Origin of the sequence: Alteromonas abrolhosensis (assembly GCF_001953635.1) — a bacterium.
Taxonomy (GTDB): Bacteria; Pseudomonadota; Gammaproteobacteria; order Enterobacterales; family Alteromonadaceae; genus Alteromonas; species Alteromonas abrolhosensis.
In genome coordinates, this window is record NZ_MEJH01000013.1 from 1 (window position 1) to 26575 (window position 26575).

24 protein-coding genes and 1 rRNA gene are annotated in these 26575 nt (G+C 45.0%); 18 read left to right on the forward strand and 7 right to left on the reverse strand.

Annotated features, from left to right (window positions below):
- Both rrf and BGK61_RS16205 read left to right on the forward strand, forming a co-directional pair.
- Positions 1 to 101 (forward strand): 5S ribosomal RNA (gene rrf, locus BGK61_RS16200); the annotation flags it as partial.
- Positions 102 to 1004: 903 nt separating this feature from the next.
- Positions 1005 to 2006, forward strand: coding sequence for a branched-chain amino acid aminotransferase (locus BGK61_RS16205; protein ID WP_014997059.1), 1002 nt, complete (start codon positions 1005 to 1007; stop codon positions 2004 to 2006).
- Positions 2007 to 2065: 59 nt separating this feature from the next.
- Here BGK61_RS16205 and gpmA read toward each other — a convergent pair whose 3' ends face one another.
- Positions 2066 to 2812 carry a 2,3-diphosphoglycerate-dependent phosphoglycerate mutase gene (gpmA, locus tag BGK61_RS16210; protein ID WP_014997060.1) on the reverse strand — a complete coding sequence of 249 codons (747 nt, stop codon included), beginning with the start codon at positions 2810 to 2812 and terminating at the stop codon, positions 2066 to 2068.
- 177 nt (positions 2813 to 2989) lie between these two features.
- Positions 2990 to 3451, reverse strand: a complete 462-nt coding sequence (locus BGK61_RS16215; RefSeq protein WP_076012741.1) for a cupin domain-containing protein — start codon at positions 3449 to 3451, stop codon at positions 2990 to 2992.
- 500 nt (positions 3452 to 3951) lie between these two features.
- Between BGK61_RS16215 and acnA the strand changes: the two genes are divergently transcribed.
- A complete protein-coding gene (gene acnA, locus BGK61_RS16220) occupies positions 3952 to 6669 on the forward strand; it encodes an aconitate hydratase AcnA (RefSeq protein WP_076012742.1) in 2718 nt (905 codons plus the stop codon).
- 69 nt (positions 6670 to 6738) lie between these two features.
- Here the strand turns inward: acnA and BGK61_RS16225 are convergent, their stop codons facing one another.
- Complete coding sequence (locus BGK61_RS16225) at positions 6739 to 8955, reverse strand: GspE/PulE family protein (RefSeq protein WP_076012743.1); 2217 nt, start codon at positions 8953 to 8955, stop codon at positions 6739 to 6741.
- A gap of 430 nt (positions 8956 to 9385) precedes the next feature.
- Here BGK61_RS16225 and rpsJ point away from each other — a divergent pair, with 430 nt between their 5' ends.
- The 11 genes from rpsJ to rpsQ are packed head-to-tail and all read left to right on the forward strand — an operon-like array spanning position 9386 to position 14323.
- The gene (gene rpsJ / locus BGK61_RS16230; protein ID WP_010179497.1) at positions 9386 to 9697 is read left to right on the forward strand and encodes a 30S ribosomal protein S10; all 312 of its coding nucleotides are present in this window, start codon (positions 9386 to 9388) and stop codon (positions 9695 to 9697) included.
- Positions 9698 to 9715: 18 nt separating this feature from the next.
- Positions 9716 to 10354, forward strand: coding sequence for a 50S ribosomal protein L3 (gene rplC, locus BGK61_RS16235; RefSeq protein ID WP_014947975.1), 639 nt, complete (start codon positions 9716 to 9718; stop codon positions 10352 to 10354).
- 18 nt (positions 10355 to 10372) lie between these two features.
- A complete protein-coding gene (gene rplD, locus BGK61_RS16240) occupies positions 10373 to 10978 on the forward strand; it encodes a 50S ribosomal protein L4 (protein ID WP_012516958.1) in 606 nt (201 codons plus the stop codon).
- The gene (gene rplW, locus BGK61_RS16245) at positions 10975 to 11274 is read left to right on the forward strand and encodes a 50S ribosomal protein L23 (protein WP_012516959.1); all 300 of its coding nucleotides are present in this window, start codon (positions 10975 to 10977) and stop codon (positions 11272 to 11274) included. The genes rplD and rplW overlap by 4 nt, the downstream gene beginning before the upstream one ends.
- Positions 11275 to 11288: 14 nt before the next feature.
- On the forward strand, positions 11289 to 12113 hold the full coding sequence (gene rplB / locus BGK61_RS16250) for a 50S ribosomal protein L2 (protein WP_014997064.1): 825 nt from the start codon (positions 11289 to 11291) through the stop codon (positions 12111 to 12113).
- A gap of 15 nt (positions 12114 to 12128) precedes the next feature.
- Positions 12129 to 12404, forward strand: a complete 276-nt coding sequence (rpsS, locus tag BGK61_RS16255) for a 30S ribosomal protein S19 (RefSeq protein ID WP_012516961.1) — start codon at positions 12129 to 12131, stop codon at positions 12402 to 12404.
- Positions 12405 to 12415: 11 nt separating this feature from the next.
- Entirely contained in the window at positions 12416 to 12748 is a 333-nt protein-coding gene (rplV, locus tag BGK61_RS16260) for a 50S ribosomal protein L22 (RefSeq protein WP_014947977.1), read from the forward strand.
- A gap of 9 nt (positions 12749 to 12757) precedes the next feature.
- Complete coding sequence (gene rpsC / locus BGK61_RS16265) at positions 12758 to 13462, forward strand: 30S ribosomal protein S3 (protein ID WP_014947978.1); 705 nt, start codon at positions 12758 to 12760, stop codon at positions 13460 to 13462.
- A gap of 2 nt (positions 13463 to 13464) precedes the next feature.
- The gene (rplP, locus tag BGK61_RS16270) at positions 13465 to 13875 is read left to right on the forward strand and encodes a 50S ribosomal protein L16 (protein ID WP_014997065.1); all 411 of its coding nucleotides are present in this window, start codon (positions 13465 to 13467) and stop codon (positions 13873 to 13875) included.
- Positions 13875 to 14066, forward strand: coding sequence for a 50S ribosomal protein L29 (gene rpmC / locus BGK61_RS16275; protein WP_014947980.1), 192 nt, complete (start codon positions 13875 to 13877; stop codon positions 14064 to 14066). Before rplP ends, rpmC begins: the two co-directional genes overlap by 1 nt.
- Positions 14066 to 14323, forward strand: coding sequence for a 30S ribosomal protein S17 (gene rpsQ, locus BGK61_RS16280; RefSeq protein WP_014997066.1), 258 nt, complete (start codon positions 14066 to 14068; stop codon positions 14321 to 14323). Before rpmC ends, rpsQ begins: the two co-directional genes overlap by 1 nt.
- An 85-nt stretch (positions 14324 to 14408) precedes the next feature.
- Here the strand turns inward: rpsQ and BGK61_RS16285 are convergent, their stop codons facing one another.
- A complete protein-coding gene (locus tag BGK61_RS16285) occupies positions 14409 to 15518 on the reverse strand; it encodes a glycosyltransferase family 4 protein (RefSeq protein WP_076012724.1) in 1110 nt (369 codons plus the stop codon).
- A gap of 395 nt (positions 15519 to 15913) precedes the next feature.
- On the opposite strand from BGK61_RS16285, the gene BGK61_RS16290 reads away from it, so the two are divergent.
- Positions 15914 to 17224, forward strand: a complete 1311-nt coding sequence (locus tag BGK61_RS16290; RefSeq protein WP_076012725.1) for a 3-deoxy-D-manno-octulosonic acid transferase — start codon at positions 15914 to 15916, stop codon at positions 17222 to 17224.
- 292 nt (positions 17225 to 17516) lie between these two features.
- Here the strand turns inward: BGK61_RS16290 and BGK61_RS16295 are convergent, their stop codons facing one another.
- The gene (locus BGK61_RS16295; RefSeq protein WP_076012726.1) at positions 17517 to 19334 is read right to left on the reverse strand and encodes a cation:proton antiporter; all 1818 of its coding nucleotides are present in this window, start codon (positions 19332 to 19334) and stop codon (positions 17517 to 17519) included.
- Positions 19335 to 19544: 210 nt separating this feature from the next.
- Here BGK61_RS16295 and BGK61_RS16300 point away from each other — a divergent pair, with 210 nt between their 5' ends.
- Both BGK61_RS16300 and BGK61_RS16305 read left to right on the forward strand, forming a co-directional pair.
- On the forward strand, positions 19545 to 20396 hold the full coding sequence (locus BGK61_RS16300; RefSeq protein WP_076012727.1) for a hypothetical protein: 852 nt from the start codon (positions 19545 to 19547) through the stop codon (positions 20394 to 20396).
- A gap of 270 nt (positions 20397 to 20666) precedes the next feature.
- Positions 20667 to 21254, forward strand: a complete 588-nt coding sequence (locus tag BGK61_RS16305; protein WP_076012728.1) for a hypothetical protein — start codon at positions 20667 to 20669, stop codon at positions 21252 to 21254.
- A gap of 68 nt (positions 21255 to 21322) precedes the next feature.
- On the opposite strand, the gene BGK61_RS16310 is transcribed toward BGK61_RS16305, so the two are convergent.
- Positions 21323 to 23233 (reverse strand): methyl-accepting chemotaxis protein, encoded by a 1911-nt coding sequence (locus BGK61_RS16310; RefSeq protein WP_076026114.1) that lies wholly within the window; start codon positions 23231 to 23233, stop codon positions 21323 to 21325.
- Positions 23234 to 23598: 365 nt separating this feature from the next.
- Entirely contained in the window at positions 23599 to 25788 is a 2190-nt protein-coding gene (locus BGK61_RS16315; RefSeq protein ID WP_076012147.1) for a M3 family metallopeptidase, read from the reverse strand.
- Positions 25789 to 26041: 253 nt separating this feature from the next.
- On the opposite strand from BGK61_RS16315, the gene BGK61_RS16320 reads away from it, so the two are divergent.
- Entirely contained in the window at positions 26042 to 26560 is a 519-nt protein-coding gene (locus BGK61_RS16320) for a YgjV family protein (protein ID WP_014997074.1), read from the forward strand.
- The last annotated feature ends 15 nt before the right edge of the window (positions 26561 to 26575 follow it).

Genomic DNA, 26575 nt, shown 5'->3' on the forward strand with positions numbered 1-26575 from the left:
GATACGGTACCACCTGACTCCATTCCGAACTCAGAAGTGAAACGTATTAGCGCCGATGGTAGTGTGGGGTTTCCCCATGTGAGAGTAGGACACTGCCAGGTCCCATTAAAAGAAACCCGCCTAACGGCGGGTTTTTTGCGTCTGGAAGAAACAAAAAAATGGGGTCAGAGTACATTAACCGCCAATTCCTACCAGCAAAACCTCAAAATGGGGTCAGAGTACTTTATTACCCAAATCATAAGAACCAAGCCAAAGTACCCTTATCCTCCAATGAAGAAAAATAAGAGAAATGTACTCCGTCCCCAACATTAAAATGTGTTTTTCCGCGACTGCACTCTTTACCAGCTCAAGTCACTGTGAAAGTTTCATTTATCGAATAGTTTAAGGCGCACAAACTCCAACACAAACATCAGTCTCTTCACTCAGGAGTAAAGGGGTCAGAGTACTTTTTGGCTCTCACTCTCGTTAACAAAAGAAATGTACTCTGACCCCAAAATTGAGGCGAGTTTCACTTCGACCGCTTTCAATGTTTAGACAGTGTCAGGCCGCATTGCATAAATAGCTTACACAATTGAACAGCTTAAAATAATAAAGGGGTCAGAGTACTTTTTAATATTCACACTTATTAAAACGAAGAAATGTACTCTGACCCCATTTTTATGGGTTTAGATAGATCGGCTCTCTATGCCTGTGGTGTGTGTAATAACGAGTTTGAATATGAACTAGAAAACTATTGTTCGCAGATTAGGCACAAGTATTAAAGATTCTAAATAGGGGCAGAGTAATTAAAGTCTCAACTTTTTATGAGCTTGAAATATGCTCCGGACTCATTTGTTAGATATGTAAAAATGTACTCTGACCCCATAATTTTTTGTGTTGTCAGTATTTGTAGACATTCTTATTCGATAAAAGCCTTAATAGATCTGACTTACTTTTAGCAAACTGAGCGTTTTTTGGTAAACTCTGTCGGGTATTTTTCTAGTTGAAGTAAATAGGACGAACTAATGGCCGTATTCGGTACAGTATTCATGCCACAAATGGCACTTGCTACCTTTGTCAACGATAAGTGGACTGACACCGAATTTGTCAGCTCTGATAGTATTCAGCTTCATCCTGGTGCACATGTACTTCATTACTCGAGTACATGTTTTGAAGGCTTAAAAGCATTTAAGCACGAAGATGGCAGCATCAACATTTTCAGAATGGATAAGAATATTGAGCGCTTCGCTCAAAGTAGCCGTCTACTCAACTTGCCTGAAATAGACAAATCGCAAGTAGAGAAAATGATCATTGATATCGTCGCTAAATATGCGTCTGAAGTACCAGAGCCTCCGGGCTCTATGTATATCCGTCCTACGCATATCGGCACAGAAGCGTCTATCGGTAAAGCGGCAGCGCCATCGGCAAGTTCTATGTTATACGTCCTGTTATCGCCAGTTGGTGACTACTTTGCTGGCGGCCTTAAACCACTTCGCTTGTTGCTAGACGAAACAGGCATGCGCTGTGCGCCGCATATGGGAATGGTAAAAAGTGGTGGTAACTATGCCAGCGCGTTGCCTCCTATTCTGAAAGCCCGTGCTGAAGTACAGGCCGATCAAATTCTGTTCTGCCCTAATGGTGATGTTCAAGAAACAGGTGCTGCGAACTTCTTGCTTATCGATGGTGATGAAATCATTACCAAAGGCCTAGACACTAGCTTTTTACACGGCGTAACTCGTGCAACGATTCTTCAAATCGCCGAAGACCACGGCATGAAGGTTAGCGAGCGTGATATTACGGTAGAAGAGCTTCTAGAGCGTTCGGCAAAGCCAAATACTGAAGCGGCGCTGTCTGGTACAGCTGCAGTACTTACGCCAGTAGGTACATTTATCCACAACGATAAAGAGTATCAAGTAGGTAGCGGAGAAGCTGGCCCTGTTACGATGAAACTTAGACAAGCGTTAAATGATATCCAATGGGGTAAAGCCGAAGATAAGCACAACTGGTTGGTTAAAGTACCTAACTAATCTGACACCCATAAAAAAGCCTGCTAACGCAGGCTTTTTGGTATTATAAGGGTACTCGATTACTTCGCTTTGCCTTGCTTAGCGACTGCATCCATCATTGCTTTGATAGCGTCAGCATCGCCAAGATACTCTTTAGAGATTGGCTTAAGGTTTTCATCTAGTTCGTATACAAGTGGTACGCCTGTAGGAATGTTCAGACCTAGTACTTCTTCGTCTGACATACCATCAAGGTACTTAACAAGGGCACGAAGACTGTTGCCGTGCGCAGCAATAATTACGCGCTTGCCCGCTTGGATATCTGGACGAATAACGTCATGCCAGTACGGTAGTACACGTTCAATAGTAAGCTTCAGACTCTCACCACGTGGTAAGATATCTGAATCAACATTGTGGTAACGCGGATCGTGGCCTGGGAAGTGCTCGCTGTCATCTTCTACGGCTGGAGGTGGAATGTCGAAGCTACGACGCCAGATTTTTACCTGTTCTTCACCGTGCTTGGCTGCAGTCTCAGCTTTGTCTAAACCAGTAAGTGCACCGTAATGACGTTCGTTCAAGCGCCAGTGACGCTCTACTGGAAGGTAGTGCTGACCCATCTCTTCAAGTGCAATGTTAAGTGTTTTAATTGCGCGAAGAAGTACAGACGTATACGCCTGATCGAATGTAAATCCAGCATCTTTAAGAAGCTGACCTGCGGTCTTTGCTTGTGCTACACCAGTGTCGGTCAAGTCAACGTCGTGCCAGCCTGTGAAACGGTTTTCCAAGTTCCACTGACTTTCTCCATGACGAATAAGTACCAATTTATACATAGTTGGGTTACCTGCGGCGTTTGAGTGAAATAGTCTGAGATATTTCCAGTAATTGGACGTTCAGACGTATATTTAAAAATCTGCTGTTATCATCCTTGATCGGCGCTTAAAAATCCAGTTTATGCTAGTACAAAATCGCAGGTAAGACGTCTGTACATCGTCATAATTTTAGAATGGTTAAATAAAGCAGGTAAGGTCTGGATGAGCCACTTTTATCCACTCTTGCATAGCTGGCTCTTCAATGAAACTAAAGTCTTCAAAGTCAAACCCCGGTGCCACTGAACACCCCACAAGTGAATAGTCACCCATGGTTGCAGCTGCTTGGAAATTTCCCGCTTTTACTACTTCGACATATTCATTATTTTGGCCACCGATACGGCGTTCCCACAATTGTTGTTTTTGTAGCTGAAACAGCTGCAAAGGTGCCCCTTCGTAGTGATTCCATACTTCATCATGTAATACACGATGAAAACGACTGACTTGTCCCTTCAATAAAAGAAAGTAAATGTGGGTGAGTGCGGGGCGATTAGCGCCGTGCACGAAAGATTTAGTTTCATTTTCAGAGCGGAAAACCTGACGGTAGTATCCTCCCTCGGGATGAGGCGCAAGGTTGTACTTCTTAACTAGCGGGTGTGCCATGATAACTTCGTTATTATTGTTATTGCTTACTACGAATGCCTGATTATCTTCAAGACGTTCTGAGCGCGCACTAAGACATTAAGCGTTTGACCATCTTTTAAGCATACCGTTTACCAGCATATAAGAAAATAGAAATGTTGCATATTTGTAAATCACAACACAATATTACCCTTTCCGCCGAGTAGATTTGATAGATACTTTTACAAAGGCAGTGAGTAGCAGACACAAACGCATTATGCACAATTATTAATCGGTGGCATTTGTTACTGACATTGTTTCCTTACGAAGTCTTATATCGAGCATAAACAATATTGCTGCTCTTAAATAGCGACCTTGAAAAAAGCGAGGTCAAAGCTACTCACAGGTGAACTTTTTTTCATGTTTAAGCCGTACAAACTAGAAAATAAGGCGACAAACAATTACACGTCGCGCGTTTCTTGCGTTAGCAAAATTTAAACGTATACATTATTCACGAACAGGCAAAGAAGGATGGAGAGCGTATGACATATAAGTCTTTTTCGCAGCTTGAAGTAAACGGCAAAAACTTCAAGGCGGTTAACTTTGACGGTATAGGCAGTAAATATGCGCTCGACAGGCTTCCGTTTTGTATCAAAATTCTGTTGGAAAACCTGATTCGCCACGAAGATCAAGAGTTTGTTAGTAGCAACGATATTGAACAAGTTGCTAAATGGGATACCGCGAATCATGTTGATCACGAAGTGTCGTTCGTACCTGCCCGCGTAATTCTTCAGGATTTTACAGGCGTGCCCGCAATTGTAGATTTAGCGGCTATGCGAGATGCGGTCAATCGTTTAGGTGGTGATGCACAAGCAATTAATCCATTAAATCCAGTAGAACTGGTTATCGACCACTCGGTAATGGTGGATCACTTTGCTGAAGAGAATGCACTTGAAAAGAATACTGACATTGAAATTCAGCGAAACAGAGAGCGCTATCAGTTTCTGAAATGGGGTCAGTCTAGCTTTGATAACTTCAAAGTGGTTCCCCCCGGTCGCGGTATTGTGCACCAGGTTAACCTAGAGTACCTGGCTCGTTGCGCGTTTACTAAGGAACAGGATGGAGAAACGTTGGTTTACCCAGATACCTTAGTAGGAACAGATTCGCATACCACTATGATTAATGGCCTTGGCGTACTAGGCTGGGGTGTGGGAGGCATTGAAGCAGAAGCGGCGATGCTGGGTCAACCAGTAACAATGTTATTACCGAAAGTGGTTGGCTTCAGGCTTTCAGGTAAATTACCTGCTGGCGTAACTGCCACCGACATGGTGCTAACTATCACTCAACAACTACGTGAACATGGCGTTGTTGGAAAGTTTGTAGAATTCTACGGCCCAGGCCTTAAGCATCTTACTACGGCAGACCGTGCCACCATTGCAAACATGGCGCCCGAATATGGTGCTACTTGCGGTATCTTCCCAATTGATGACGTAGCATTAGACTACCTTCGACTCACCGGCCGAGACGAAGACCAAATTGCACTTGTTGAGGAATACGCGAAATTCAGTCACTTATGGCACGACGATCATTCAAAAGATGCGCAATATCATGAAACTCTTGAACTAAACTTAGATGAAGTTGTTCCTTCACTTGCTGGACCTAAGCGTCCCCAAGATAGAATTGCCCTCGATAAAGCAGCCGAAGCATTCAAAGAATGGCATCGTACGCAGATTGACGTGAAAGTGCTTGATGAAGAAACCGACTTAATTGCAGAAGCGGGCTTAGGCACGACTGACGAGGTGGACGAAGAGCACGATTCATTCGTGGAGTTCAGAGGAAGCAAGTTCAACTTAGAAGATGGCGCTATTGTAATTGCTGCTATCACCAGCTGTACTAATACATCGAACCCATCGGTACTTGTTGGCGCGGGTTTACTCGCTAAGAAAGCTGCGGAAAAAGGGCTAACCCGCAAACCGTGGGTTAAAACTTCATTAGCACCTGGTTCTCAGGTTGTAACTCAGTATTTGGAAGATGCTGGTCTTATGGACCCGCTTGAAGCATTAGGTTTCAACTTGGTTGGCTACGGCTGTACTACATGTATTGGTAACTCTGGGCCACTTCCCGACGCCATTACTGACGCCATTAGAAAAGCGAAGCTCACAGTAACATCAGTATTATCTGGTAACCGTAATTTCGAAGGACGTATCCATCCTGATGTGGCTGCAAACTACCTAGCGTCTCCACCACTGGTGGTTGCCTATGCGCTAGCTGGGAATATGAATGTAGATATTACTAAAGAGCCGTTAGGTCAGGCGAGAGATGGTTCTCCGGTATACTTAAAAGACATCTGGCCAACCGAAGACGAGATTCAGCAATACATAGCTGAAAACGTTACCGGTGATTTGTTTAAAGAAAAGTATGCAGATGTATTTAAAGGAAGCGGCGAGTGGAATGAACTGCAAGTCAGTAAGACATCCGTATACGACTGGCCAGAATCTACCTATATAAAACATCCGCCTTTCTTTGAAGTAATGGGTAAAGAGCCAGAAGCGTTGTCGGCAATCGAAAATGCGAGATGCTTGGTTAAGGTGGGCGATTCAATCACTACAGACCATATTTCTCCAGCCGGTGCTATTGCAGAGGATAGCCCTGCTGGCGAGTACCTACAGGCGCAAGGCGTTGAGCCAAAAGACTTTAACTCTTACGGGTCTCGCCGCGGTAACCACGAGGTTATGATGAGAGGTACGTTTGCTAACGTGCGTCTTCAAAACCAACTGGCACCTGGGACGAGAGGCAGTGCCACCACACACTTCCCAAGTGGCGACAGCATGTCTATTTTCCACGCCGCTATGCGCTATAAAGACGATGGCGTACCTGCCATTGTCATTGGCGGAAAAGAGTACGGTACTGGTTCAAGCCGAGATTGGGCAGCTAAAGGCCCTTCTTTAATGGGTGTGAAAGCAGTATTAGCCGAAAGCTATGAACGTATTCACCGTTCGAATCTGATTGGAATGGGTATCTTACCGCTTCAATTTAAACAAGGTGAAAGCGCAAGTGCTTTAGGATTAAAAGGTAATGAGACCTTCTCTATCAGCGCAGTTGAACGAGGGCAGTCTGAAGTTGAAGTAAAAGCCGTCTCTGACGAGGGGCAAACAACCACCTTTATGATGGATATCAGAATTGATACATCAAACGAGTTTACCTACTTCGAAAACGGCGGAATTCTGCATTATGTGATTAGAGAGTACTTGAAGAAGTAAGTACGATAGCCATCGAGGGCAAGGGAGCAATCCCTTGCCTGAAGTGTTGTCGAAAACGTAAATTGAAGATTAATCACCACCGATAATTTGAACTTGTGCAAGGTCGGTGTCGCCTTTAAGCACTTTGAAAATTGCGTCTTGAACGAGAGTTCGCATGCCATCAGCAGCAGCCTGAGACTTCATATCGGCGACGCTGGCTTCTTTGTACACCATTGACCGAAGCTCTGGCGTCATGCCCAGTAATTCATGTACACCCGTTCTACCTTTGTAACCCGTATTTCCGCACTCTTCGCAGCCTTTCGCCCTGTATAACTCTAGTGGCGTCTGAATATTAAGCTCTGCCATGTGCGCTTTACCGTACTGACGCTCAATAAAGGCCATATCGGTTTCAGTGGCTATGTACTTTTCTTTACAGTTACTACATAGCGTTCGAATAAGACGTTGAGCCAGTATGCCCACACAGGCATCTGAGAAGTTCACTGGGTCGAGACCCAAATCAAGTAAACGGGTAATTGTTTCAGGGGCTGAGTTGGTATGCAGTGTAGACAGTACCAAGTGACCGGTTAACGAGGCCTCGATACCTGCATGCGCGGTTTCTTTATCACGCATCTCACCAATAAGAATAATGTCAGGGTCGGCACGTAAGAATGCGCGCAGGGCAGCAGCAAAGTTAAAGCCAATCTTAGGGCTTACTTGAACCTGTTGTAGGCCGGGTTGCGTGATTTCCACCGGGTCCTCAGCTGTCCAAATTTTCTTTTCAGGCGTGTTTAAATATCCCAATATAGCGTGAAGCGTGGTGGTTTTACCTGAACCCGTCGGCCCAACAACGAGAAGAATGCCGTGAGGCTTCTTAATCATTTCTTCTAAACGCGCACGGTTGTTTGGTGCCAGGTTCATCTTATCTATAGGCATCGCACCGCCAGAGGCAAGAATACGCATAACCACACCTTCACCGGCAACCGTAGGTATGGTGGCTACACGAACTTCAACAAGTTGCCCATTCATTCTGAAGGCGAGTTTGCCATCTTGTGGCACGCGTTTTTCAGCGATGTTCAAATTCGACATTATCTTTATGCGTGCAATAACCGCACTATGATGCGAATTGGGCACCTGGTTCATGTCGCGGCAAACACCGTCCACGCGCATACGCACGCGAGTGGGGGCGTTTTTCTCTGGGTCTATGTGAATATCTGAAGCATTTAAACGTTTAGCATCGTGAAGAATACGGCTTACTAAGCGCACCACAGCAGGGGCGTCGTCCGACAGTTCATCGACTTGGTCTTCGTTGTCTTCAGAAGACGTACCAATCTCGTCGAGAATGTCACTCATCTCGCCTGGACCACCACCGCCGCTGTTTTCACCCAGGTATTGAAGAATTAAGCTTGGTAGGCTGACAGCTATTTCGTAGCTATCAATACCCATGGCGCTCTCTATTTCCATAAGTAGCGCCGCATTATTAGGTTCAGCCATCAACACTATGGGGTTGTCATGGGCATCGGCAATAACAGCCACATAGTTTCTTTTTAAATAAGAAACGTTCAGACGGCTTTCATTTTCGAACCTGTGGTATTTATCAGGTAAATAAGGAATGAATGGCACCTGATAATGAATAGAAAGTGAATTACCTATTTCCTCTTCAGGGATGCGATGTTCCGACACTAGTCGCTGAATGAGCGCTCTAATGTCTGGGGTCGAGTCTTGAATATCATTTAGGATTGCTTCGTCTAACAGACTTTTATGAACCAGCAAATCGAAAGGGTTGTTGGTGCCGCCTAATTCAAATCTGAACTTGTCGCCAAGAATAAGTGCTAATGCATTACCTAGTTTTAAATCTTCTTCGGTAAAACCACCGCTGACTTTGTTGATGATTTGAATAACACCCATCAACACGCCCGCATTCATTATAGGTACGCATAAAATGTTCTTGGTTTTAAAGTCATTGTCTTTGTCGAATTTGTCGGCAAAGCGAAGGCGCGGGTGAATGCTTTGAAGTAGAGCAGGATTATACGGGTCGTCAACAACCACTGCCCTTTGTGATAGGGCAACATAACCGGCAATCGACATCGGGCTAATAGGCACCTTTATTTCTAGTGTCTCTTTACCCGTTTTAAAGCGCGCAACCAAATCTTGATGCTGACGTCGACGCTGAAAAATACTCATACGCTGGGCATCGAACAAACCGAGGATAATTGGCTCTAATAAACCGTACGCATCCAGTAACGTGGAATGGTTGTTTAAGATGCGTTTTATTTGTGCAAAAGTTTGCTGGTTATTCTCTACTTCCATATTCTCACTACTAATAATGTTGGCGCCCATTCCTTAATGCATTTGGCTTTATAAGCACTTATCAAGTTAGGGTAACAAGATATACCTATACCACGAAAGCAACAATACTACTTATAGACAGTTACATACACTGGTATAGCGTAAAAATATGTGTATAAAAAGCAATCTGCCACTTGCATTGCTTCTGCCTTTCTGTATAATTCGCGCCCACTGCCCAATTAGGGCACGTAATTTTTAGCCGCGACCTCACTGCTTTTAGGGTGGTTGCCGAAGTAACGGATTCATCATCACTGATTAGCCTGTTGCTGGCGTGCTAGAAAAAAGAACAGGGTTCCGATTGGGAACCATCGGTTTACGCACATCCTTTCTTTCCGGAATAAATGGAAGAGAAAGGGTGAATTTTTTTGTTCTTTCGATTGGAGCTTAATCGATGCCAAATCAAAGAATTCGCATTCGTTTGAAAGCGTTTGATCACAAGTTGATCGATCAGTCTACGGCTGAAATCGTTGAAACTGCGAAACGCACTGGTGCTCAGGTAAGTGGTCCTATTCCTCTACCTACTCGCAAAGAACGCTATACAGTTCTGATTTCTCCGCACGTTAACAAAGACGCGCGTGATCAATATGAAATCCGTACTCACAAGCGTTTGGTAGACATCATCGAGCCAACTGATAAAACAGTTGACGCGTTGATGCGTTTGGACTTGGCTGCTGGCGTTGATGTTCAAATCAGCCTGGGCTAATAAGAGAGGGTTATAACAATGGCGATTGGTCTAGTCGGTCGTAAAGTGGGTATGACTCGCATCTTCACTGAAGATGGTACGTCTATCCCTGTGACTGTTATTGAAGCGACCCCAAACCGCGTTACTCAGCTTCGTACTGAGGAAACTGACGGTTATCGCGCTCTTCAGGTTACTGCTGGAACTAAGAAAGCTAACCGCATCAACAAAGCTGAAGCAGGTCACTTTGCTAAAGCTGGTGTTGAAGCTGGACGCACTCTAGTAGAATTCCGCCTAGAAGAAAACGAAGGTGCCGATATTGAAGTAGGCAGTGAAATCACTGTTGAAATCTTTAACGACACTAAGAAAATTGATGTAACTGGTACATCAAAAGGTAAAGGTTTCCAAGGTGCTATCAAACGCTGGAACTTCAGTTCTCAGCGTATGACACACGGTAACTCTTTGTCACACCGTGCTCCTGGTTCAATTGGTCAAAACCAATCACCAGGTAAAGTATTCAAAGGCAAGAAAATGGCTGGTCAGCTTGGTAACAAGCAAGTGACTACTCAGTCTTTGGAAGTTGTACGTGTTGACGTAGAGAACGGCCTTATCCTAGTTAAAGGTGCCGTACCTGGCGCAACTGGCAACGATGTAATCGTAAAGCCAGCTGTTAAAGCGTAACGTCTGGGGAGTGAACTGATGGAATTAACATTGAAAGACGCGCAAAGCGCTCTTGAAGTATCCGAAGCGACCTTTGGACGTGAATTCAACGAAGCCCTGGTACACCAGGTAGTTGTAGCTTACGGTGCAGGTGCTCGTCAGGGTACAAAAGCGCAGAAAACTCGCGCTGAAGTTCGTGGTGGCGGTAAGAAGCCATGGCGTCAAAAAGGTACTGGCCGCGCGCGTGCTGGTACAATCCGTAGCCCAATTTGGGTTGGCGGTGGCCGTGCTTTCGCAGCAAAGCCTCGTGACTTTGACCAAAAAGTTAACAAGAAAATGTATCGCGGTGCGATCAAGAGCATCCTGTCTGAACTAATCCGTCAAGACCGTTTGGTTGTTGTAGAGAAGTTCGGTGTTGACGCACCTAAGACTAAAGCTCTTATTTCTGCACTTAACGAATATGAACTAAATGACGTTCTAATCGTTACTCCTGAAGTTGATGAGAACTTGTTCCTAGCGGCGCGCAACTTGTACAAAGTTGACGTACGTGACGTAGCAGGCATCGACCCAGTGAGCTTGATTGCATTTGAAAAAGTGCTAATGACTGCTGATGCGGTTAAACAACTTGAGGAGGCGTTAGCATGAAAGAAGAACGTCTACTGAAGGTGCTAGTAGCACCTCACGTTTCAGAAAAGTCTACAATGGCTGCTGAAGCGAACAACACAGTTGTATTTAAAGTAGCTAAAGACGCGAACAAAGCCGAAATCAAAGCTGCAGTTGAAAAACTGTTTGAAGTTGAAGTTGAAGGTGTTCGTACTGTGAACGTTAAGGGTAAAACCAAGCGTCACGGCATGTCTTTCGGTAAGCGCAGCGACTGGAAAAAGGCCTACGTGGTTCTTAAAGAAGGTCAGGACATCGACTTTGTCGGTGGTGCTGAGTAAGAAGGGGATTAGAAATGCCATTATTGAAAGCTAAGCCAACTTCTGCCGGTCGTCGTCACGTTGTTCAGGTCGTAAATCCTGACCTGCACAAAGGTGCACCGTACGCACCTTTGCTTGAAAAGAACAGCAAATCTGGCGGTCGTAACAACAATGGTCGTATTACCACTCGTCACATTGGTGGTGGTCATAAGCAACACTACCGTGTAATCGACTTTAAACGCAACAAAGACGGCATTCCAGCTAAAGTTGAGCGTTTAGAATACGATCCAAACCGTTCTGCAAACATTGCACTAGTATTGTACGCAGACGGTGAACGTCGTTACATTCTGGCTCCTAAGGGTATGCAAGCAGGTGATGCAATCCAGTCTGGTTCGGACGCTCCGATCAAGTCTGGTAACACTCTACCTATGCGCAACATCCCAGTAGGTACTGTTGTACACGCAATTGAAATGAAGCCTGGCAAAGGTGCGCAAATCGCACGTTCTGCTGGTGCTTATGCTCAGATCCTAGCACGTGACGGAAACTACGTTACCCTACGTCTACGCTCTGGCGAAATGCGTAAAGTTCTATCTGATTGCCGCGCCACTATCGGTGAAGTTGGCAATGCAGAGCACATGCTTCGTTCACTAGGTAAAGCTGGTGCTACACGCTGGCGTGGTGTTCGTCCTACCGTTCGTGGTGTTGCCATGAACCCGGTTGATCACCCACACGGTGGTGGTGAAGGTCGTACATCAGGCGGTCGTCACCCAGTAACTCCTTGGGGTATTCCTACTAAAGGTAAGAAAACCCGAAGCAACAAGCGTACTGATAAGCTTATCGTACGTCGTCGTAACAAGTAATAGCGAGGATTCACCATGCCACGTTCTCTCAAGAAAGGTCCTTTTATTGACCTTCACTTGCTGAAGAAGGTAGAGGCTGCAGTGGAAAAGAACGAACGTAAACCAATTAAAACTTGGTCTCGTCGTTCTATGATCATCCCAGATATGATTGGGTTGACCATTGCGGTCCATAACGGTCGACAACATGTACCTGTCATTATTAGTGACGAAATGGTCGGCCACAAGTTGGGCGAATTTGCGCCAACGCGTACTTACCGCGGCCATGTCGCGGATAAGAAAGCTAAACGTTAAGGGGTAGGAAGATGGAAGCATTAGCTAAACACCGTTTTGCCCGCACGTCGGCTCAAAAGGCACGCTTGGTTGCGGATCAAATTCGCGGAATGCACGTTGAGAAAGCTCTTGAGCTTCTTGCGTACAGCCCGAAGAAAAGCGCAGCGCTAGTAAAGAAAGTATTGGAATCTGCGATTGCTAACGCAGAGCACAACGAAGGCGCAGACATCGACGAATTACGCGTGTCTAAAGTTTTCGTTGACGAAGGTCCAACTATGAAACGTATCAAGCCACGTGCTAAAGGCCGTGCTGATCGTATCTTCAAGCGCAGCAGTCACATCACTGTGGTTGTAGCGGATAACTAGGAGTAGATAATGGGACAGAAGGTACATCCTACAGGTATACGCCTGGGTATCAGCAAACCATGGACATCTACCTGGTACGCTAATACTGCAGACTATGCAGACAACCTGTATAACGATCATCAGGTACGTCAGTATCTGACTAAGCAACTTAAGAACGCTTCACTTTCTAAGATCGTGATCGAGCGTCCTGCTAAGAGCATCCGTGTGACTATTCACACTGCTCGTCCAGGCGTTGTAATCGGTAAGAAAGGTGAAGACGTAGAAAAGCTGCGTAACTACGTATCTAAGCTAGCCGGCGTGCCAGCTCAGATCAACATCGCTGAAGTACGTAAGCCAGAGCTAGATGGCCAGCTAGTAGCTGATAGCATCTCTAGCCAGCTAGAGCGTCGTGTTATGTTCCGTCGTGCTATGAAGCGCGCAGTACAAAACGCAATGCGTCTAGGCGCGAAAGGTATCAAAGTTGAAGTTAGCGGCCGTTTGGGCGGTGCAGAGATTGCACGTTCTGAATGGTACCGTGAAGGTCGCGTTCCTCTGCACACTTTCCGTGCGGACATCGATTACGCAACCTCTGAAGCGTCAACTACTTACGGTATCATCGGCGTTAAAGTATGGATCTTCAAAGGTGAAGTTCTAGGTGGTCTACCTACAACTCAAGAGCAAGCACCAGCTGCTCAACCTAAGAAGAAAGGCCGCAACGCTAAGCGAGAGGGCTAATCATGTTACAACCAAAACGCATGAAGTTCCGTAAGATGCACAAAGGCCGCAACCGCGGCTTAGCAGCGGGTAATACTGTTGCCTTTGGTACTTACGGCCTTAAAGCAGTTGGCCGTGGTCGAATGACTGCGCGTCAAATCGAAGCAGCGCGTCGTGCTATGACTCGTCACGTTAAGCGTCAAGGTAAAATTTGGATTCGAGTTTTCCCTGACAAGCCAATTACTGAGAAGCCTCTAGAAGTGCGTCAAGGTAAAGGTAAAGGTAACGTTGAGTACTGGGTATGCCAAATTCAGCCTGGTCGTGTTCTTTATGAGATGGAAGGTGTTCCTGAAGCTCTAGCACGCGAAGCGTTTGAATTGGCAGCGGCTAAACTGCCATTTAAAACAACCTTTGTAACTCGGACGGTGATGTAATGAAAGCGACTGAACTGAAAGAAAAGAGCGTAGAAGAGCTGAACGCAGAGTTGATTAACCTGCTACGCGAACAGTTCAACCTACGCATGCAGCACACAACAGGTCAGCTTGAAAAAACTGATCAGTTGAGAAAAGTACGTCGTAACATCGCGCGTGTTAAAACCATTCTGACTCAAAAGGCTGATGCGTAATGACTGAGCAAAAAATTCGTACAGTACAAGGTCGTGTGGTTAGCAACAAGATGGATAAAACCATCACTGTTGTAGTTGAACGTTTTGTTAAGCACCCAATCTATGGGAAGTTCATCAAGCGCTCTACTAAGCTTCACGCCCACGACGAAAACAACGTGTGCAATAAAGGTGACGTAGTAACAGTACGTGAATGTCGCCCACTATCTAAGAACAAATCTTGGATGCTAGTTGACGTTGTTGAGAAAGCTGGCGTTTAATCGCTAACTTTTTTCAAAGTCTTAAAAAAGCCGCTTTCGAGCGGCTTTTTTGTATCTGCAGTTTCTTACACGTGTTTCCATAGGCTCAAGCGTGTTCCTTATCAGCGCCGTTGAAGACTAGCGTCTTGTATAAATTAGCGTAGGCACTGGACATCCTTTCTATACCAAATTTACTTGTGACAAGCTTATACAAAGCCTCTCCATATTGTGCTCTTTCATCAGGGGCTTCAATTAGACTAATTAAGCTCTCACCAATTCCGTCAATATCGCCAGGCGCCACCATAACTCCCGTCTCATTGTGCTTAATCACTTCGGGTATGCCTCCTACAGGACTGGATAGCACAGCGCACTTATTCGCTCCTGCTTGAAGTAAGATATCTCCCAAACCCTCTGAGTAGGAAGGGTGTACTAAGATATCTATGTTGGGGAGTATTTTGGCTACCTCCTGTGTAAAGCCGCAAAGTTTTACATGGTCGTCTAACCTGTGACGTTCGATTAGTGATTGGTAGCTCTCTTGGAGATTACCCTCGCCAAATAGCAAACAGGTTACATTTTCATGTTTGTTTAATACGTCGTGCATAGCCAAAATGATATCTGCTTGCCCTTTTTGCGATATGTACTGGGCAAAGTTAGCGACTACAGTGTGATCATCAGGAATAGAAAATGTACGACGAAGCCAGTCACTGTCTTTTGGTTGAGTGTATTGGGTAAAATCGACAGCAGGGTAAATAACGTGCTGGTGTTTGACGCCTTCACAATGCATTGAAACTACCTTCTGCACCCCTTCAGATACACTGATAACGGCATCGAACTGTTTGTATTTGTAAAAGGAAAAATGGGTTTCGGGATTATCGATTCGCCTTGTGCAAACGGTAGGCACACCAGAGATTTTGGCTAGCATGGCACCCCAGACATCTGAACCACGTTCGCTATGCACGTGAATAATATCTGGGCTAACCGCGTTTACGACTTCCAGTAAACGTTTGACACATAGGAAGTCTGACTCACCGGCATACTTAATGGTGTGGGTTTCACAATGCCCAAAAGCGGTATAACGAATTTCGCTGTCTTCAGCGCACACCAAGTGAAGCGATATATCACCATGGTGCTCTAATGCATTGATGAGGTATGCAACTTGTTCGGCGCCACCGTGAAGATGTACGCCAAGTTCAATGTGAAGAACGCGTATACTCAAATGTCATCCTTAAAATTTATTTAATATTCTATATACGACGCTTATTTATTTAAGACCGTTTTTATCCTGCTTTTCTTCTAGAGCCACTTTTATATAAAGCAGCTCAAGCGTAGCAATAGCCTAAGAAATAGTTATCAAAGTAAGATAATTCTAGTCTTGTTAAGTATTTAGCCACCCATAATGAAGCTCGGCTCTAGACGCAGGCTATTTAGCCACTACAATGTCGAAAGTATTTATTCAGGCATGTAGCACTTTATTAATGTTATGACATGCGCAACGCTTGAAAGTGAGCGTATCGCTTCTGATTACACAGGGTTTGAAAGGCTTATATCAACCTCAATATTCGCTGTCTCTAAATGCTGTTGTCGAAGTTCTGTATTAAAAAGGATGTATTTATGGTTGTTGCCAATACACACGGCTATAAACCTACGCTACTCGAAACGCTCTGCCGATGGGGATATTCGCTTGTATTGGCGATTGCCATTCCCTTCGCATTTATTCATTTGTTAATAAAAGCCTCGAAAACAAGCGATAACTCGCGTCGTGAACGATTTGAGCGCTTTGGCTTTGTCCCTAAGCCGCCCAAGCAGAATGGCTATTTATTTCACTGTGTTTCAGTAGGGGAAGTGGTGGCTGCTTCATGCGTAATAAAGCGAATTATGCAGCACGAGCCAGATGCGCAAATAACCGTCACTACTACCACCTCTACAGGTTCTGCCCGTGTGCGAGATATATTTAAAGACGCGGTTCACCATTTCTATTTGCCTTACGACCTACCTTTGACCATGTCTGTAATGCTGAAACGCATTAGGCCTAAGGCGGTTATGATTACTGAAGTTGAATTATGGCCAAACCTCATTGATGTGTGCTGGAGGCGGAACATTCCCGTTATGGTGATAAATGCTCGCATGACCGAACGCTCAGCTAAGCGTTATAAAAAAATTGGAAAGCTATTTAACCCTATGTTGGCCAAGCTTTCCCACGTGTGTGCACAAGGCCAGAGAGATTTTGATAACTACGCATGGTTAGGAGTAGCACAAGCTAAGCTAACCCTGACAAACAATATTAAGTTTGACCAAGCTGCTACCACCATTAGCCCCTCTGAAGGCTTTCTTGGATTAGTGAAGGGTGAAAGGCCATTACTTGTTGCAGGTAGTACGCATGAACCTGAAGAGAGCGTTATCATTGAAGCAACACAGGCTTTATGGAAAAAGAATGCCTACCTACGGGTTATTATAGTTCCTCGCCATCCAGAGCGTTTTGATAGCGTAGCCAAATTACTTGAAAAGCATAATCTGACTTTTGTTAAAAGTTCAGAGGTAAACAATGTACCTGAAGATGTAAACGTCATCTTATTGGATGAAATGGGGAAGCTAAATCACGCCTATGCGGTTGCCACATTCGCCTTTGTTGGAGGCTCGATTGCCGATAGAGGCGGCCATAATGCTCTTGAACCCGCTGCGTACTCGCTGCCAATAATGATGGGGCCACACATTTATAATAACCCTGTTATTTGCGACTACCTGAAGGAGTGCGGCGCGTTGAGCATAGTTGAGGATGCTTCTCGTATTTTTTCTACGGTGCAAGATTGGCTTGAATCACCCAGTAAGGCTGAACAAGCGGGCAGGGCGGGTAAAAAGGTTCTGCAAGACAACAGTGGTGCACTAGATTCTACTTTGGCGTGTATTCATCGCTGCGTTCGTTAATGACGTAATTAAAAGCGACAAATCATTGTTATTGAATAAAAAAAGAACCCCGTAACAGTGCGCTTGATGCACCGAAATGGCAACTATAAGCGCGGCACAGAGGTAAATAGAACAGAGTTATTTGGCTATGTTTTTGATTTGAAAGACTTTGTAAAAGTTGGTTTGCGGCTTGCTATAAAGCGTACGACAGCGTAACAACAGTAAAATCCAAATAAATATGCACCTTTTAAAAAGGGCACTGCGTTACGCGTTTTCCAGGGAGAGACCTCCTGCCGGTGGGCAGGAGGTTTTCTTACTTTTGCTCTTCTACTTTTTCTTCTTTTCGCTCTGGTTCAATCAAGCTAATAACACGCCACCCTGCTTTTGGGTGAATGCTGTTGCCGTTGATAAAGGTATAGCTTTTACCTTCCGCATTGATCGCAATAAGCGGTGTAGCGCGCTCACCATACTGCTTAATATACTGCTCGTAGGTAAACTCTTCAGTTAAGCGGGTTGTTTTAACCATTGAGTCACGGGCAATGGCTGATGCTAAGTACCCATAAGTAACGCCTTCATCGAACAGAGTAAGCTTTTTCGCGTATTGTTCGCTAACTTGGTGACTTGGTCGTGTAGATTGCTCGTTATTTGTCAGCGCCCATACTTTGTCTTTGCCCATCGTGTATTCAAAGTGATACGCAATAAGTGGGTTAAGCTGCTTATAAGGCGACATGATCAGCACAGTACCAAATGTATTCAGATCTAGGTGGCGTGCCGCATGGTCAGACATCGGGTTACCGAAATATACCGGAATATCCTTCATGCGCGCTTCTCTAATCGCATCCCAGTTAGTATCAGCAATGGTAACGTCCAGCTTTTGATTTATCATTTCCGTCGCTAAGGCGCGATTGAACTTACTGCCACCGAAAATAAGGTAGCCAGTAGGCGCTGGCGCTCTCACCTTAAGTAGCGACGCAACGGTACGTGACGTTAGGCTCTGCACCACAACCGTCGCGATAATCACCATAAAGACGATAGGAACGATAATCCCTGCACCTTCATAACCAATTTCTTCAAGCTTTAAAGAGAAAAGGGCAGAAACCGCCGCTGCAACAATACCGCGAGGTGCAATCCAACTTAGCAAAGCTAACTCATTTAGCTTGAGTCCGGTACCAACGGAGGACGCCAGTACAGACAATGGCCGTGCCACAAACATAATGGCAGCAAGAACCACAATTGAGCCCCAACCAACATCCACTACCGATTGTAAGTTTAGGCGTGTGGCAAGCAAGATGAATAGGCCCGAAATAAGTAAAACACTCAGGGTTTCCTTAAACTCAAGAATGTCTTCTACATCAACGTCCTTCATATTGGCCAATACCATACCAGAGATGGTAACGGCTAGAAGGCCTGACTCGTGCGCCACGTAATTAGACGCTGCAAATACACCCAGAATTACGGTTAAAACGGCGGTATTAAGCAGGTAGTGTGGTATCCAATCTTTGCGAATAGACAGACCAAGCAGATAGCCGGAAGCAAGTCCAAGTACAGAACCAATACCAATGGTCTTGCCAAATGCTATTAGCGTATGGGTAATGGCAGTTTCTTGTGATGCTACGATAAATTCGAAAACCAGTACGGCGAGCAGTGCGCCAATAGGGTCTATGACAATTCCTTCCCAGCGCAAGATATTGGCCAAATTCGTTTTAGGTCGCACGGTTCTGAGCATGGGTACTATTACCGTAGGGCCAGTTACGGTAACAATGGCACCGAATAGGAAGGACAGCTGCCAGGTAAGGTCAAGGCTGTAATGAGCAGCAGTGGCTGCGACAAGCCAGGTTACAACCACGCCCACAGAGCAAAGGTTTCGCACCATGTTACCGTGACCAGCGATGTCGCTGAATTTCAGCGTCAGTGACCCTTCAAAAAGAATAATGGCAACGGAGAGAGAAACGACAGGAAACAGTAAATCTCCGAATAAGTCGTCTGCGTTGAGCACGCCAAAAACAGGGCCGACCACAATACCGACAATTAACAACGGTAAAATAGCAGGAAGCCTAACCTTATAAGCTAAGTATTGGCAGGTAATCGACAGTAATCCAACTGCAACGAGTGAAAGAAGCGGGTCTGACAAAGTGAGTCCTTAACGTGTTGGTATTATTCCATGGTATATCAGCCTAAACATTTGTCATACTGAGACTTTAGACCAAATAATGTTTATAGCGATATACGCTCGGGCTAAAAGTTTAGACCAATAGACCTTATTTCGCGCGCTAAAATGCATGTTAGAGAATGAATAGGTTTGCTATTATCCGTTAATTATTGTTCTTTTCGGAGCCCTTCATTGAACATTCTTTTTAAATTTGCGCTTATACCAGTATTACTTGTATTAGTTTCAGCATGCGCGGTTCAATATCCTACCCCGAACGCTCAACTACAAATAAAAAGTATCGTTAATTTGCCGAAAGAACTTTCAGAAACGTCCGGTCTTTTTTGCGATGTTGACGGCATGTATTCGTTGAATGATTCAGGTAATGCTCCCATCATTTACCGCATTAACTACCAAGGTGAAATTATTGAGCGTACGCGTTTACCGCTCACCAATAAAGACTGGGAAGCAATAACTGCCGACGCGTCGTCATTTTACATTGCGGATGTGGGGAACAATAAGGGTAAAAGAGAGCAGGTAGAAATACACAAGGTAAACCGTTCGAATGTGAATGACATCACCACTATTACTTTGAAATACGAAGGTAATGACGCTTCGAACAATATCCCCTATGCCCACGACTTTGACTCAGAGGCAATGGTTAAACATGGCGACGATCTTCTTCTTTTCTCAAAAAGCTGGAAAACAGGAATAACCCATGTTTATAAAGTGAATGAAGGTGAGATTGAACAAACTATAAGTACATTTGCATCCATTGACGGACTACCGGGCGTAGTGACGGGAGTCGATTTCGATCAGCACCAAAATAAGTTTGTCATTACCGGGTACAAATCAGACCCATTCGGAAATTTTTCCACTTTCATGGCTCAAATCTCGAAAGACTTTACTTTGCTTGATGTATGGCCGCTTGAGCAATATAAACAAGTTGAAGGCATATGTGTGGATAACAACGGCATGTATTGGTTCAGCGAAGAAGCTACGGAAGGTCGTAAAGCATCGCTTTCTAGCGCCAAAGTAACGCCATAACAATGCAGTAACAACGCCTTTGTATCGGGGGGAGTGCGGCGTTATTATGGCTAACTGAGCGAATACGGGCAGATAGTCTCTCCAAGTTATCTTTGTTTTTCCAATGTTTAGAATAGGTGTTCCTGTCAGTTACGATAGGCGTTCTTTTTTTAAGTTATCTTTTAGCCAATGTTAGTAAAATGGCTAATACCCAACCGCCCACTTTCCTGCCTATACTGAAATTGTGATCGAATAAGTTGTAGCCAACCACAGTTTGAGAGGCAGCGAAAAATGAGACGATTGAACCAGTCCTTTTTAGCAATGTGTATTTGCCCATGTTTTTTAATGGTGGGTGCAGCAAATGCCTCCGTAGTTGAAAAAGCACAGGAATGGCTCAATAAATACTCAAGCAATGACGACACGTTTTCCTTAACCCTCACCAAAAACAAAATTAAGTTTAAAGGCTGCAAACAAAAGCAGTACCAATTAGCGTTTAGCCAAAAAATTGCGCCTATGTTTAATGTTGAAGCTATTGTTCACTATAACAAAGGGTTGCTTGATTACGGCGTTATGTCTCAGCGTGTCAGAAGCCACGAATTTGAAGTAGTAAGCTGGTGGGATCGAGGGGATTATCGCTTGGGGTTGAGTCACAAAGTGCGCCCCCGCCACGAAATGAGTATTCCAGTTGCTGATACAATTCGACTTCCAACCAGCACGTCCGCAGGCCTTTATTTAGAAATTCCATTTGCCGAAGACAAGCATCTTCTTACTGTTGGTGCTATGAGAGAGTCGTGGGAAAGTGAAGGGGCATCAATGCAATTGCCCTGGCGCTCTAGCCGTGACAATCAAGTGAAAGTAGAATACGCCATCACTTTCTAAATGATGGCGCGTAAAACGGGTTTGTTTCGAAGCTTCAGACTTCGCAAAGTGTAAGCAAGCTTAGACCGCTACAGTTTAAACCTACTCACTTCTGATGAAAGCTCTTGTGCAAGTTCGTCGAGCTTGTCACTCACGCTAACCAATATCTTAGTTGCATTCAGGGTTTCTTCACTTGATGCACTAATGTCATTAATGTTTCGACTGATATCTTCAACCACAGTAGCTTGCTCTTCTGTGGCAGTGGCCACTTGTGTGTTCACATCGTTAATGTGAGCAATTTCTTCGGCGATATCTTGAAGTAGTTTATCTATTTCATTGGTTGCGGTTACCACATCGGTTGTGCGCGCGCGGCTAGACTCCATTTGCGAAACGGCAGATTTAGAGTCTTGCTGGAACTTGTCTATCTTCACCTGTATTTCATCAGTGGCTTGGGCGGCACGCTGTGCAAGTGTTCGCACCTCATCAGCAACTACCGAGAAGCCTCGGCCGTGATCGCCAGCCCGCGCTGCTTCAATTGCGGCATTTAGCGCAAGCAGGTTGGTTTGCTCTGAAATTCCCCGAATGGTATCAAGAATGCCGCCAATCGCCGCTGTGTGTTCATCAAGCGATTGAATAACCCTAGACACATCTTGAATTTGGTCGGAAAGACCGTTTATCGCGTGAACTGCGCGCTGGGTAATCTCTCGACCGTGAGCGGAGTTAGTGGTTGCCAGATTCGCATTTTGCGCAGCATGAGTAGCTGACTGAGCCACCTCATTCACCGTACTGCCCATCTCTGTTAATGCGGCTGCCGCCTGTAAGGTTTGATCGCGCTGACTCTTGGTAGAGTTTTCTGTTTGATGAGACTGCTTCGCAACATCTTGTGCTGACGCCTTTAGCGCGTGACTTGTTTTCGCCACTTGCGAAATAGTGCCGTGAAGGTGATCAATAAAGTTGTTGAACCCTTCCACTAAGCGGGCAATCTCTTTTTGTTCTGGCATAGGAATACGAGAGCGCAAATCGCCTTGTCCTCTACCAAGCTGCTGGAAAACATCGGCTAGCGATTCAAGTGGCTTGGTAAGCGTGCCTGCTAGCCAAATGCCAATAAGCGCGAAAGCGCCAGCAATAACCAAGGCCCAAATAATAATTTGGCGACTGCCTGCATTTAATGATGCGTAAAGCTCGTGCTCGGGTACTTGTGCTACCACATACCAACCGGCTTTTTCCACATAGGTACTGGCAAACAGTTGCGTGTCGCCTGCTGAATCGCTGGTGGCCATAGCAAAGCCCTGACGATTAAGTAGTTGCCCCGCTGCGCTCGAATCGCTTATTGACGCTAACTTCGCCTTGCCCAGTAACTCAGTGTCGGGGTGAGCGATAATGGTGCCGTTACCGTCAACAAGAAAGACAAAGCCGGTTTGGGCAATTTTCACCGCATTGATGATATCTAGTAACTCATCGACCGACTTAGCGACACCTGACATACCTCTACCGTTTACTTGCTGGTAATTCGCAAAAAGACGGTAACCCTTACCGGGTTCGTTGTACAAACTTAATGATATTGGCTCGCCGCTATCTTTATAGGCGAAAAACCATCCATCGAATTCATCGTTTTGAAGCACTCTTAAAAAACCGTCCTGGTTCCAATATTTGTAGGTGGTTCTGTCTACGAATGAGGCAACAGTTAAATCGTTGAATTCAACAATATTACTTAAATAGTTAACAAGACGGCGTTCGCCAGCGCTGTCTGCACCTGCTGAAGACCATGCAAGAATGTCAGGATTAGAGGCAATGCCATGAGCAACAGTAAGCATCACACTTGCTTCCCTGTCCACTCGGTTGCCAACCTGTTTAAGTAACGAAGGAAGCTGAAGCTCTTCCATGTTCTCTTTAACGAGATCACGGGCAATCCACTGGCTAATGGAACCTACAAGAATAGCAGCAGCGAGTACCGCCACAATAAGAGAAATAATGAGTTTTTGTTTTATACTGAAAGTCATGACTTTCGACCACGTAAGTTAATGCTGAAATTTTGATAAAGGGTGACGTGGCATTGCAGGCACAGCAACGTCTGATACTGAGTCCTAGGCGGGTCAGTACTACTCTCTGATTCTTACGCTAGTGCTATTGTTATTTTTAAAGCGCAGACAAGTTATCGACCTATTCCCTGCAAAGTTTATACTTTTTGCTAAGGAAAGAAGATTGTGAAGCATAATTGACCAATAGGTCAATAGAAAGATGAGGGTTGATACCAACACTTATTACAAAAAGGCCCTCTGACTTTCATAGAAAACGAGAGGGCCAATGTCATGCTGAAGCTACAGATTTAATTAGCAACAGACCTAGGAAAAGTAAGTGCTAAACCTTACTCTTTGTTTTCCTTAGGAATTGGGAAACCACGGTCACGCATCAATGCATCTACCTTGGCATCGCGGCCGCGGAACTTGCGATAAGCTTCGGCTGGATCCATAGCATTACGTACAGCGAATAGGTATTTCACTAAGCGATCGCCTACTTCTTTATCGTAGAAACCACCCGGTGCTTCCATAAAGGCTTCTGCTGCGTCGGCAGTAAGTACCTCTGCCCACATGTAGCCATAATAGGCCGCTGCATAACCTTCACCCGAGAACACGTGACCGAAATGAGGTGAACGGTGACGCATAACGATTTCTTCTGGCATACCTAGCTTCTTAAGCTCTTCACGCTCAAAAGTATCAGGGTCAATCTTGCTAGGATCGGTAGTGTGATACTTCAGGTCCATAATGGCAGAAGCCATGTATTCAGTGGTTTTGAAGCCTTCATTGAAGGTTGAGGCCTTCTTAATCTTCTCAACCAGTTCAGCAGGAATTGGCTCGCCTGTTTCATGGTGCACTAGGTAGTTGTTAATAACCTCATCGGTGGTTAACCAACGCTCTAGTAACTGAGACTGGAACTCAGTGTAATCGCGTACGCCAGAATGCGAAGATGGGTATTTTACGTCAGACGCTAAGAAGTGAAGTGCATGACCAAATTCATGGAAGTAGGTCTCAGCATCATCCCAAGAAATAAGCGTAGCTTCGCCGTCAGCGCCTTTCACGAAGTTCGAGTTGTTAGAAGACAATACGGTTTTCTTGCCATCGAACGTGGTGTAAGAGCGATACGTGGTCGCCCAGGCACCAGAGCGTTTACCCTGGCGTGAGAATGGATCTAGGTACCAAAGGCCAATGTGTTCACCGCTGTCTTTGTCCGTTACTTCCCATACTTTCACGTCTTCGTGGAATACTGGCACTTTGCCTTCTGCAACAGGTGTGAAGTTGAAGTTGAACAAGCGACCGGCAACGTAGAACATTGCTTCGCGAAGCTTATCAAGCTGTAAGTACTGTTTTACTTCGTTTGAATCTAGGTCGTATTTCGCTTGGCGTACTTTCTCTGCATAGAAGCGGTAGTCCCAAGGTGCAATAGTAATGTCTGCACCTTCTTTATCGGCAATGGCTTGCATGTCAGCTACTTCTTCTTCAACGCGAGCAATAGCGGCTGGCCATACTTTCATCATAAGATCCATGGCGTTTTCTGGGTTCTTCGCCATGCGATCTTCTAAACGCCACTGTGCGTAATTTTCGTAACCTAATAACTCAACGCGTTCATCTCGAAGGGTTAGGATACGTTTAATGATATCGTTGTTATCAAACTCGTCAGCATTGTCGCCGCGGTTATAGTAAGTACGCCATACTTTTTCACGAAGCTCACGATTAGTTGAGTAGGTCAAAAACGGGTCCATTGACGAACGCGTATTGGTAATCGCATATTTACCTTCTTCGCCGCGAGACTCGGCTGCCGCTTTTGCTGCTTTAACGAACGAGGCTGGTAAGCCATCAAGCTGGTCTTCGGTAATATAAGTTACGTAGTTTTCTTCGTCCGCTAGCACGTTGTTAGAAAACTTGGTGTGCAGCGTAGCAAGTTCTTGGTTAATTTCAGCGTAACGCTTTTTCGCTTCGCCATCTAACGTTGCGCCATTGCGTGCGAAGCTATTGTAAGTCATCCACGTAATGCGTTGTTCTTCTGGCGTGAGTGATTTCAGTTCATCAGACTCGTATACCGCTTTTACTCTTTCAAAGAGTTTTTCATTTTGCGTAATTTGAGTGAAGAAAGCTGATAGCTTTGGCGACATTTCTGCCTGAATTTCGCGGAATTCAGGGCTAGATTTGTTAGAGCTCCAAATGCCGTAGTAAGTGAATACACGGCCAAGCTCTGCACCTGCACGCTCCATTTCAACTATGACGTTTTCAAACGTTGGCGGTGCTTCGTTATTAGCGATGGCTTCGATCTCTTTAAGATTCAATTCCATAGCTTTTTCCAGCGCAGGTTTTAAATCCTCTAGATTCATTTTATCGAAAGCAGGCACGCCGCCGTACGGGCCTTTAAACTCTTGAAGCAGCACGTTATCAAACTGTGCTTGTTGAGATGTCGCTGTCTTTTGTACATCAGTGCTGGTGGTTTCAGGCGCTTTTTGTTCTGAACATGCACCGAGTGCAACCACAACCGCCATAGCGGTAAGTGATGATTTGAATTTACCCATGAGTTTTCCTGTCTATTTTTTATCTATACGTTTTTGACAAAATCCATCTTAAGATAATGTAAAAATAAGTTAAATGCTCTTTAACGTAATTCCTTGCAGCACAGCGGTTTGACGTCAAAACGTGCAAATATGCAATTCATCGAAATTGGTTAAAATTTGATTGGCTTTATGTTGGTTGGAATTTACACTGCGCGCGTTCTAAATAGCTGTATTCCACAGCTCGTAAACCACTGACTTATTAACTGTGATCACCATGTTTGAATTACTTCTTCACGCGTTTCCCGTTATATTCGCGTTGGCCTCCTTTTGGTCGAATACTGAACGTAAATTACTGTTACTGAATTTAGGGCTATGTATTGCCATTGGCTCACTTTTGGTTTTTGAGCAGGCGTGGGGAGGAGCAATTGTTATTACAGTGGCAGGGCTGAGTACCAGTTATCGTTTGATAAAACAAAAACTACTGTCTCCTGTTGCAACCTACATTACATTAATCTCTATGATGGTTATTGTACTGACGGTAAACAACCTAACCGGTAAAACCTCGTTGGTTGAGGCTATGCCTGTGTTAACTTTCATGGCGTACCGCTTTGGTGAGCTCCACTGTAAAGAAGCGGGTTTGAGGGTGTGCATGATTATTGGCTCAATCAATTTCACCGCGTACGGCATAATAACTCAAACCTGGGGGTTAGCCATTACCGAAGCGTTATTTGCAGCTTCGAACCTGTGGTATTACATGAAGCTAAGACGCGCCATGCGTACCAGCCCTGTTTGAAGCATAAAATAGCTA

What these genes read in the sequence shown, in the direction of transcription:
- rplP (WP_014997065.1), top strand. Translation starts at nt 13,465, where the DNA reads ATGTTACAACCAAAACGCATGAAGTTCCGTAAGATGCACAAAGGCCGC.
- rpsJ (WP_010179497.1), top strand. Translation starts at nt 9,386, where the DNA reads ATGCCAAATCAAAGAATTCGCATTCGTTTGAAAGCGTTTGATCACAAG.
- BGK61_RS16290 (WP_076012725.1), top strand. Translation starts at nt 15,914, where the DNA reads ATGGTTGTTGCCAATACACACGGCTATAAACCTACGCTACTCGAAACG.
- rplC (WP_014947975.1), top strand. Translation starts at nt 9,716, where the DNA reads ATGGCGATTGGTCTAGTCGGTCGTAAAGTGGGTATGACTCGCATCTTC.
- rpsQ (WP_014997066.1), top strand. Translation starts at nt 14,066, where the DNA reads ATGACTGAGCAAAAAATTCGTACAGTACAAGGTCGTGTGGTTAGCAAC.
- BGK61_RS16310 (WP_076026114.1), bottom strand. Translation starts at nt 23,233, where the DNA reads ATGACTTTCAGTATAAAACAAAAACTCATTATTTCTCTTATTGTGGCG.
- rpsC (WP_014947978.1), top strand. Translation starts at nt 12,758, where the DNA reads ATGGGACAGAAGGTACATCCTACAGGTATACGCCTGGGTATCAGCAAA.
- rpmC (WP_014947980.1), top strand. Translation starts at nt 13,875, where the DNA reads ATGAAAGCGACTGAACTGAAAGAAAAGAGCGTAGAAGAGCTGAACGCA.
- BGK61_RS16225 (WP_076012743.1), bottom strand. Translation starts at nt 8,955, where the DNA reads ATGGAAGTAGAGAATAACCAGCAAACTTTTGCACAAATAAAACGCATC.
- BGK61_RS16320 (WP_014997074.1), top strand. Translation starts at nt 26,042, where the DNA reads ATGTTTGAATTACTTCTTCACGCGTTTCCCGTTATATTCGCGTTGGCC.
- rplB (WP_014997064.1), top strand. Translation starts at nt 11,289, where the DNA reads ATGCCATTATTGAAAGCTAAGCCAACTTCTGCCGGTCGTCGTCACGTT.
- BGK61_RS16215 (WP_076012741.1), bottom strand. Translation starts at nt 3,451, where the DNA reads ATGGCACACCCGCTAGTTAAGAAGTACAACCTTGCGCCTCATCCCGAG.
- gpmA (WP_014997060.1), bottom strand. Translation starts at nt 2,812, where the DNA reads ATGTATAAATTGGTACTTATTCGTCATGGAGAAAGTCAGTGGAACTTG.
- acnA (WP_076012742.1), top strand. Translation starts at nt 3,952, where the DNA reads ATGACATATAAGTCTTTTTCGCAGCTTGAAGTAAACGGCAAAAACTTC.
- rplW (WP_012516959.1), top strand. Translation starts at nt 10,975, where the DNA reads ATGAAAGAAGAACGTCTACTGAAGGTGCTAGTAGCACCTCACGTTTCA.
- rplV (WP_014947977.1), top strand. Translation starts at nt 12,416, where the DNA reads ATGGAAGCATTAGCTAAACACCGTTTTGCCCGCACGTCGGCTCAAAAG.
- BGK61_RS16305 (WP_076012728.1), top strand. Translation starts at nt 20,667, where the DNA reads ATGAGACGATTGAACCAGTCCTTTTTAGCAATGTGTATTTGCCCATGT.
- BGK61_RS16205 (WP_014997059.1), top strand. Translation starts at nt 1,005, where the DNA reads ATGGCCGTATTCGGTACAGTATTCATGCCACAAATGGCACTTGCTACC.
- rpsS (WP_012516961.1), top strand. Translation starts at nt 12,129, where the DNA reads ATGCCACGTTCTCTCAAGAAAGGTCCTTTTATTGACCTTCACTTGCTG.
- BGK61_RS16315 (WP_076012147.1), bottom strand. Translation starts at nt 25,788, where the DNA reads ATGGGTAAATTCAAATCATCACTTACCGCTATGGCGGTTGTGGTTGCA.
- rplD (WP_012516958.1), top strand. Translation starts at nt 10,373, where the DNA reads ATGGAATTAACATTGAAAGACGCGCAAAGCGCTCTTGAAGTATCCGAA.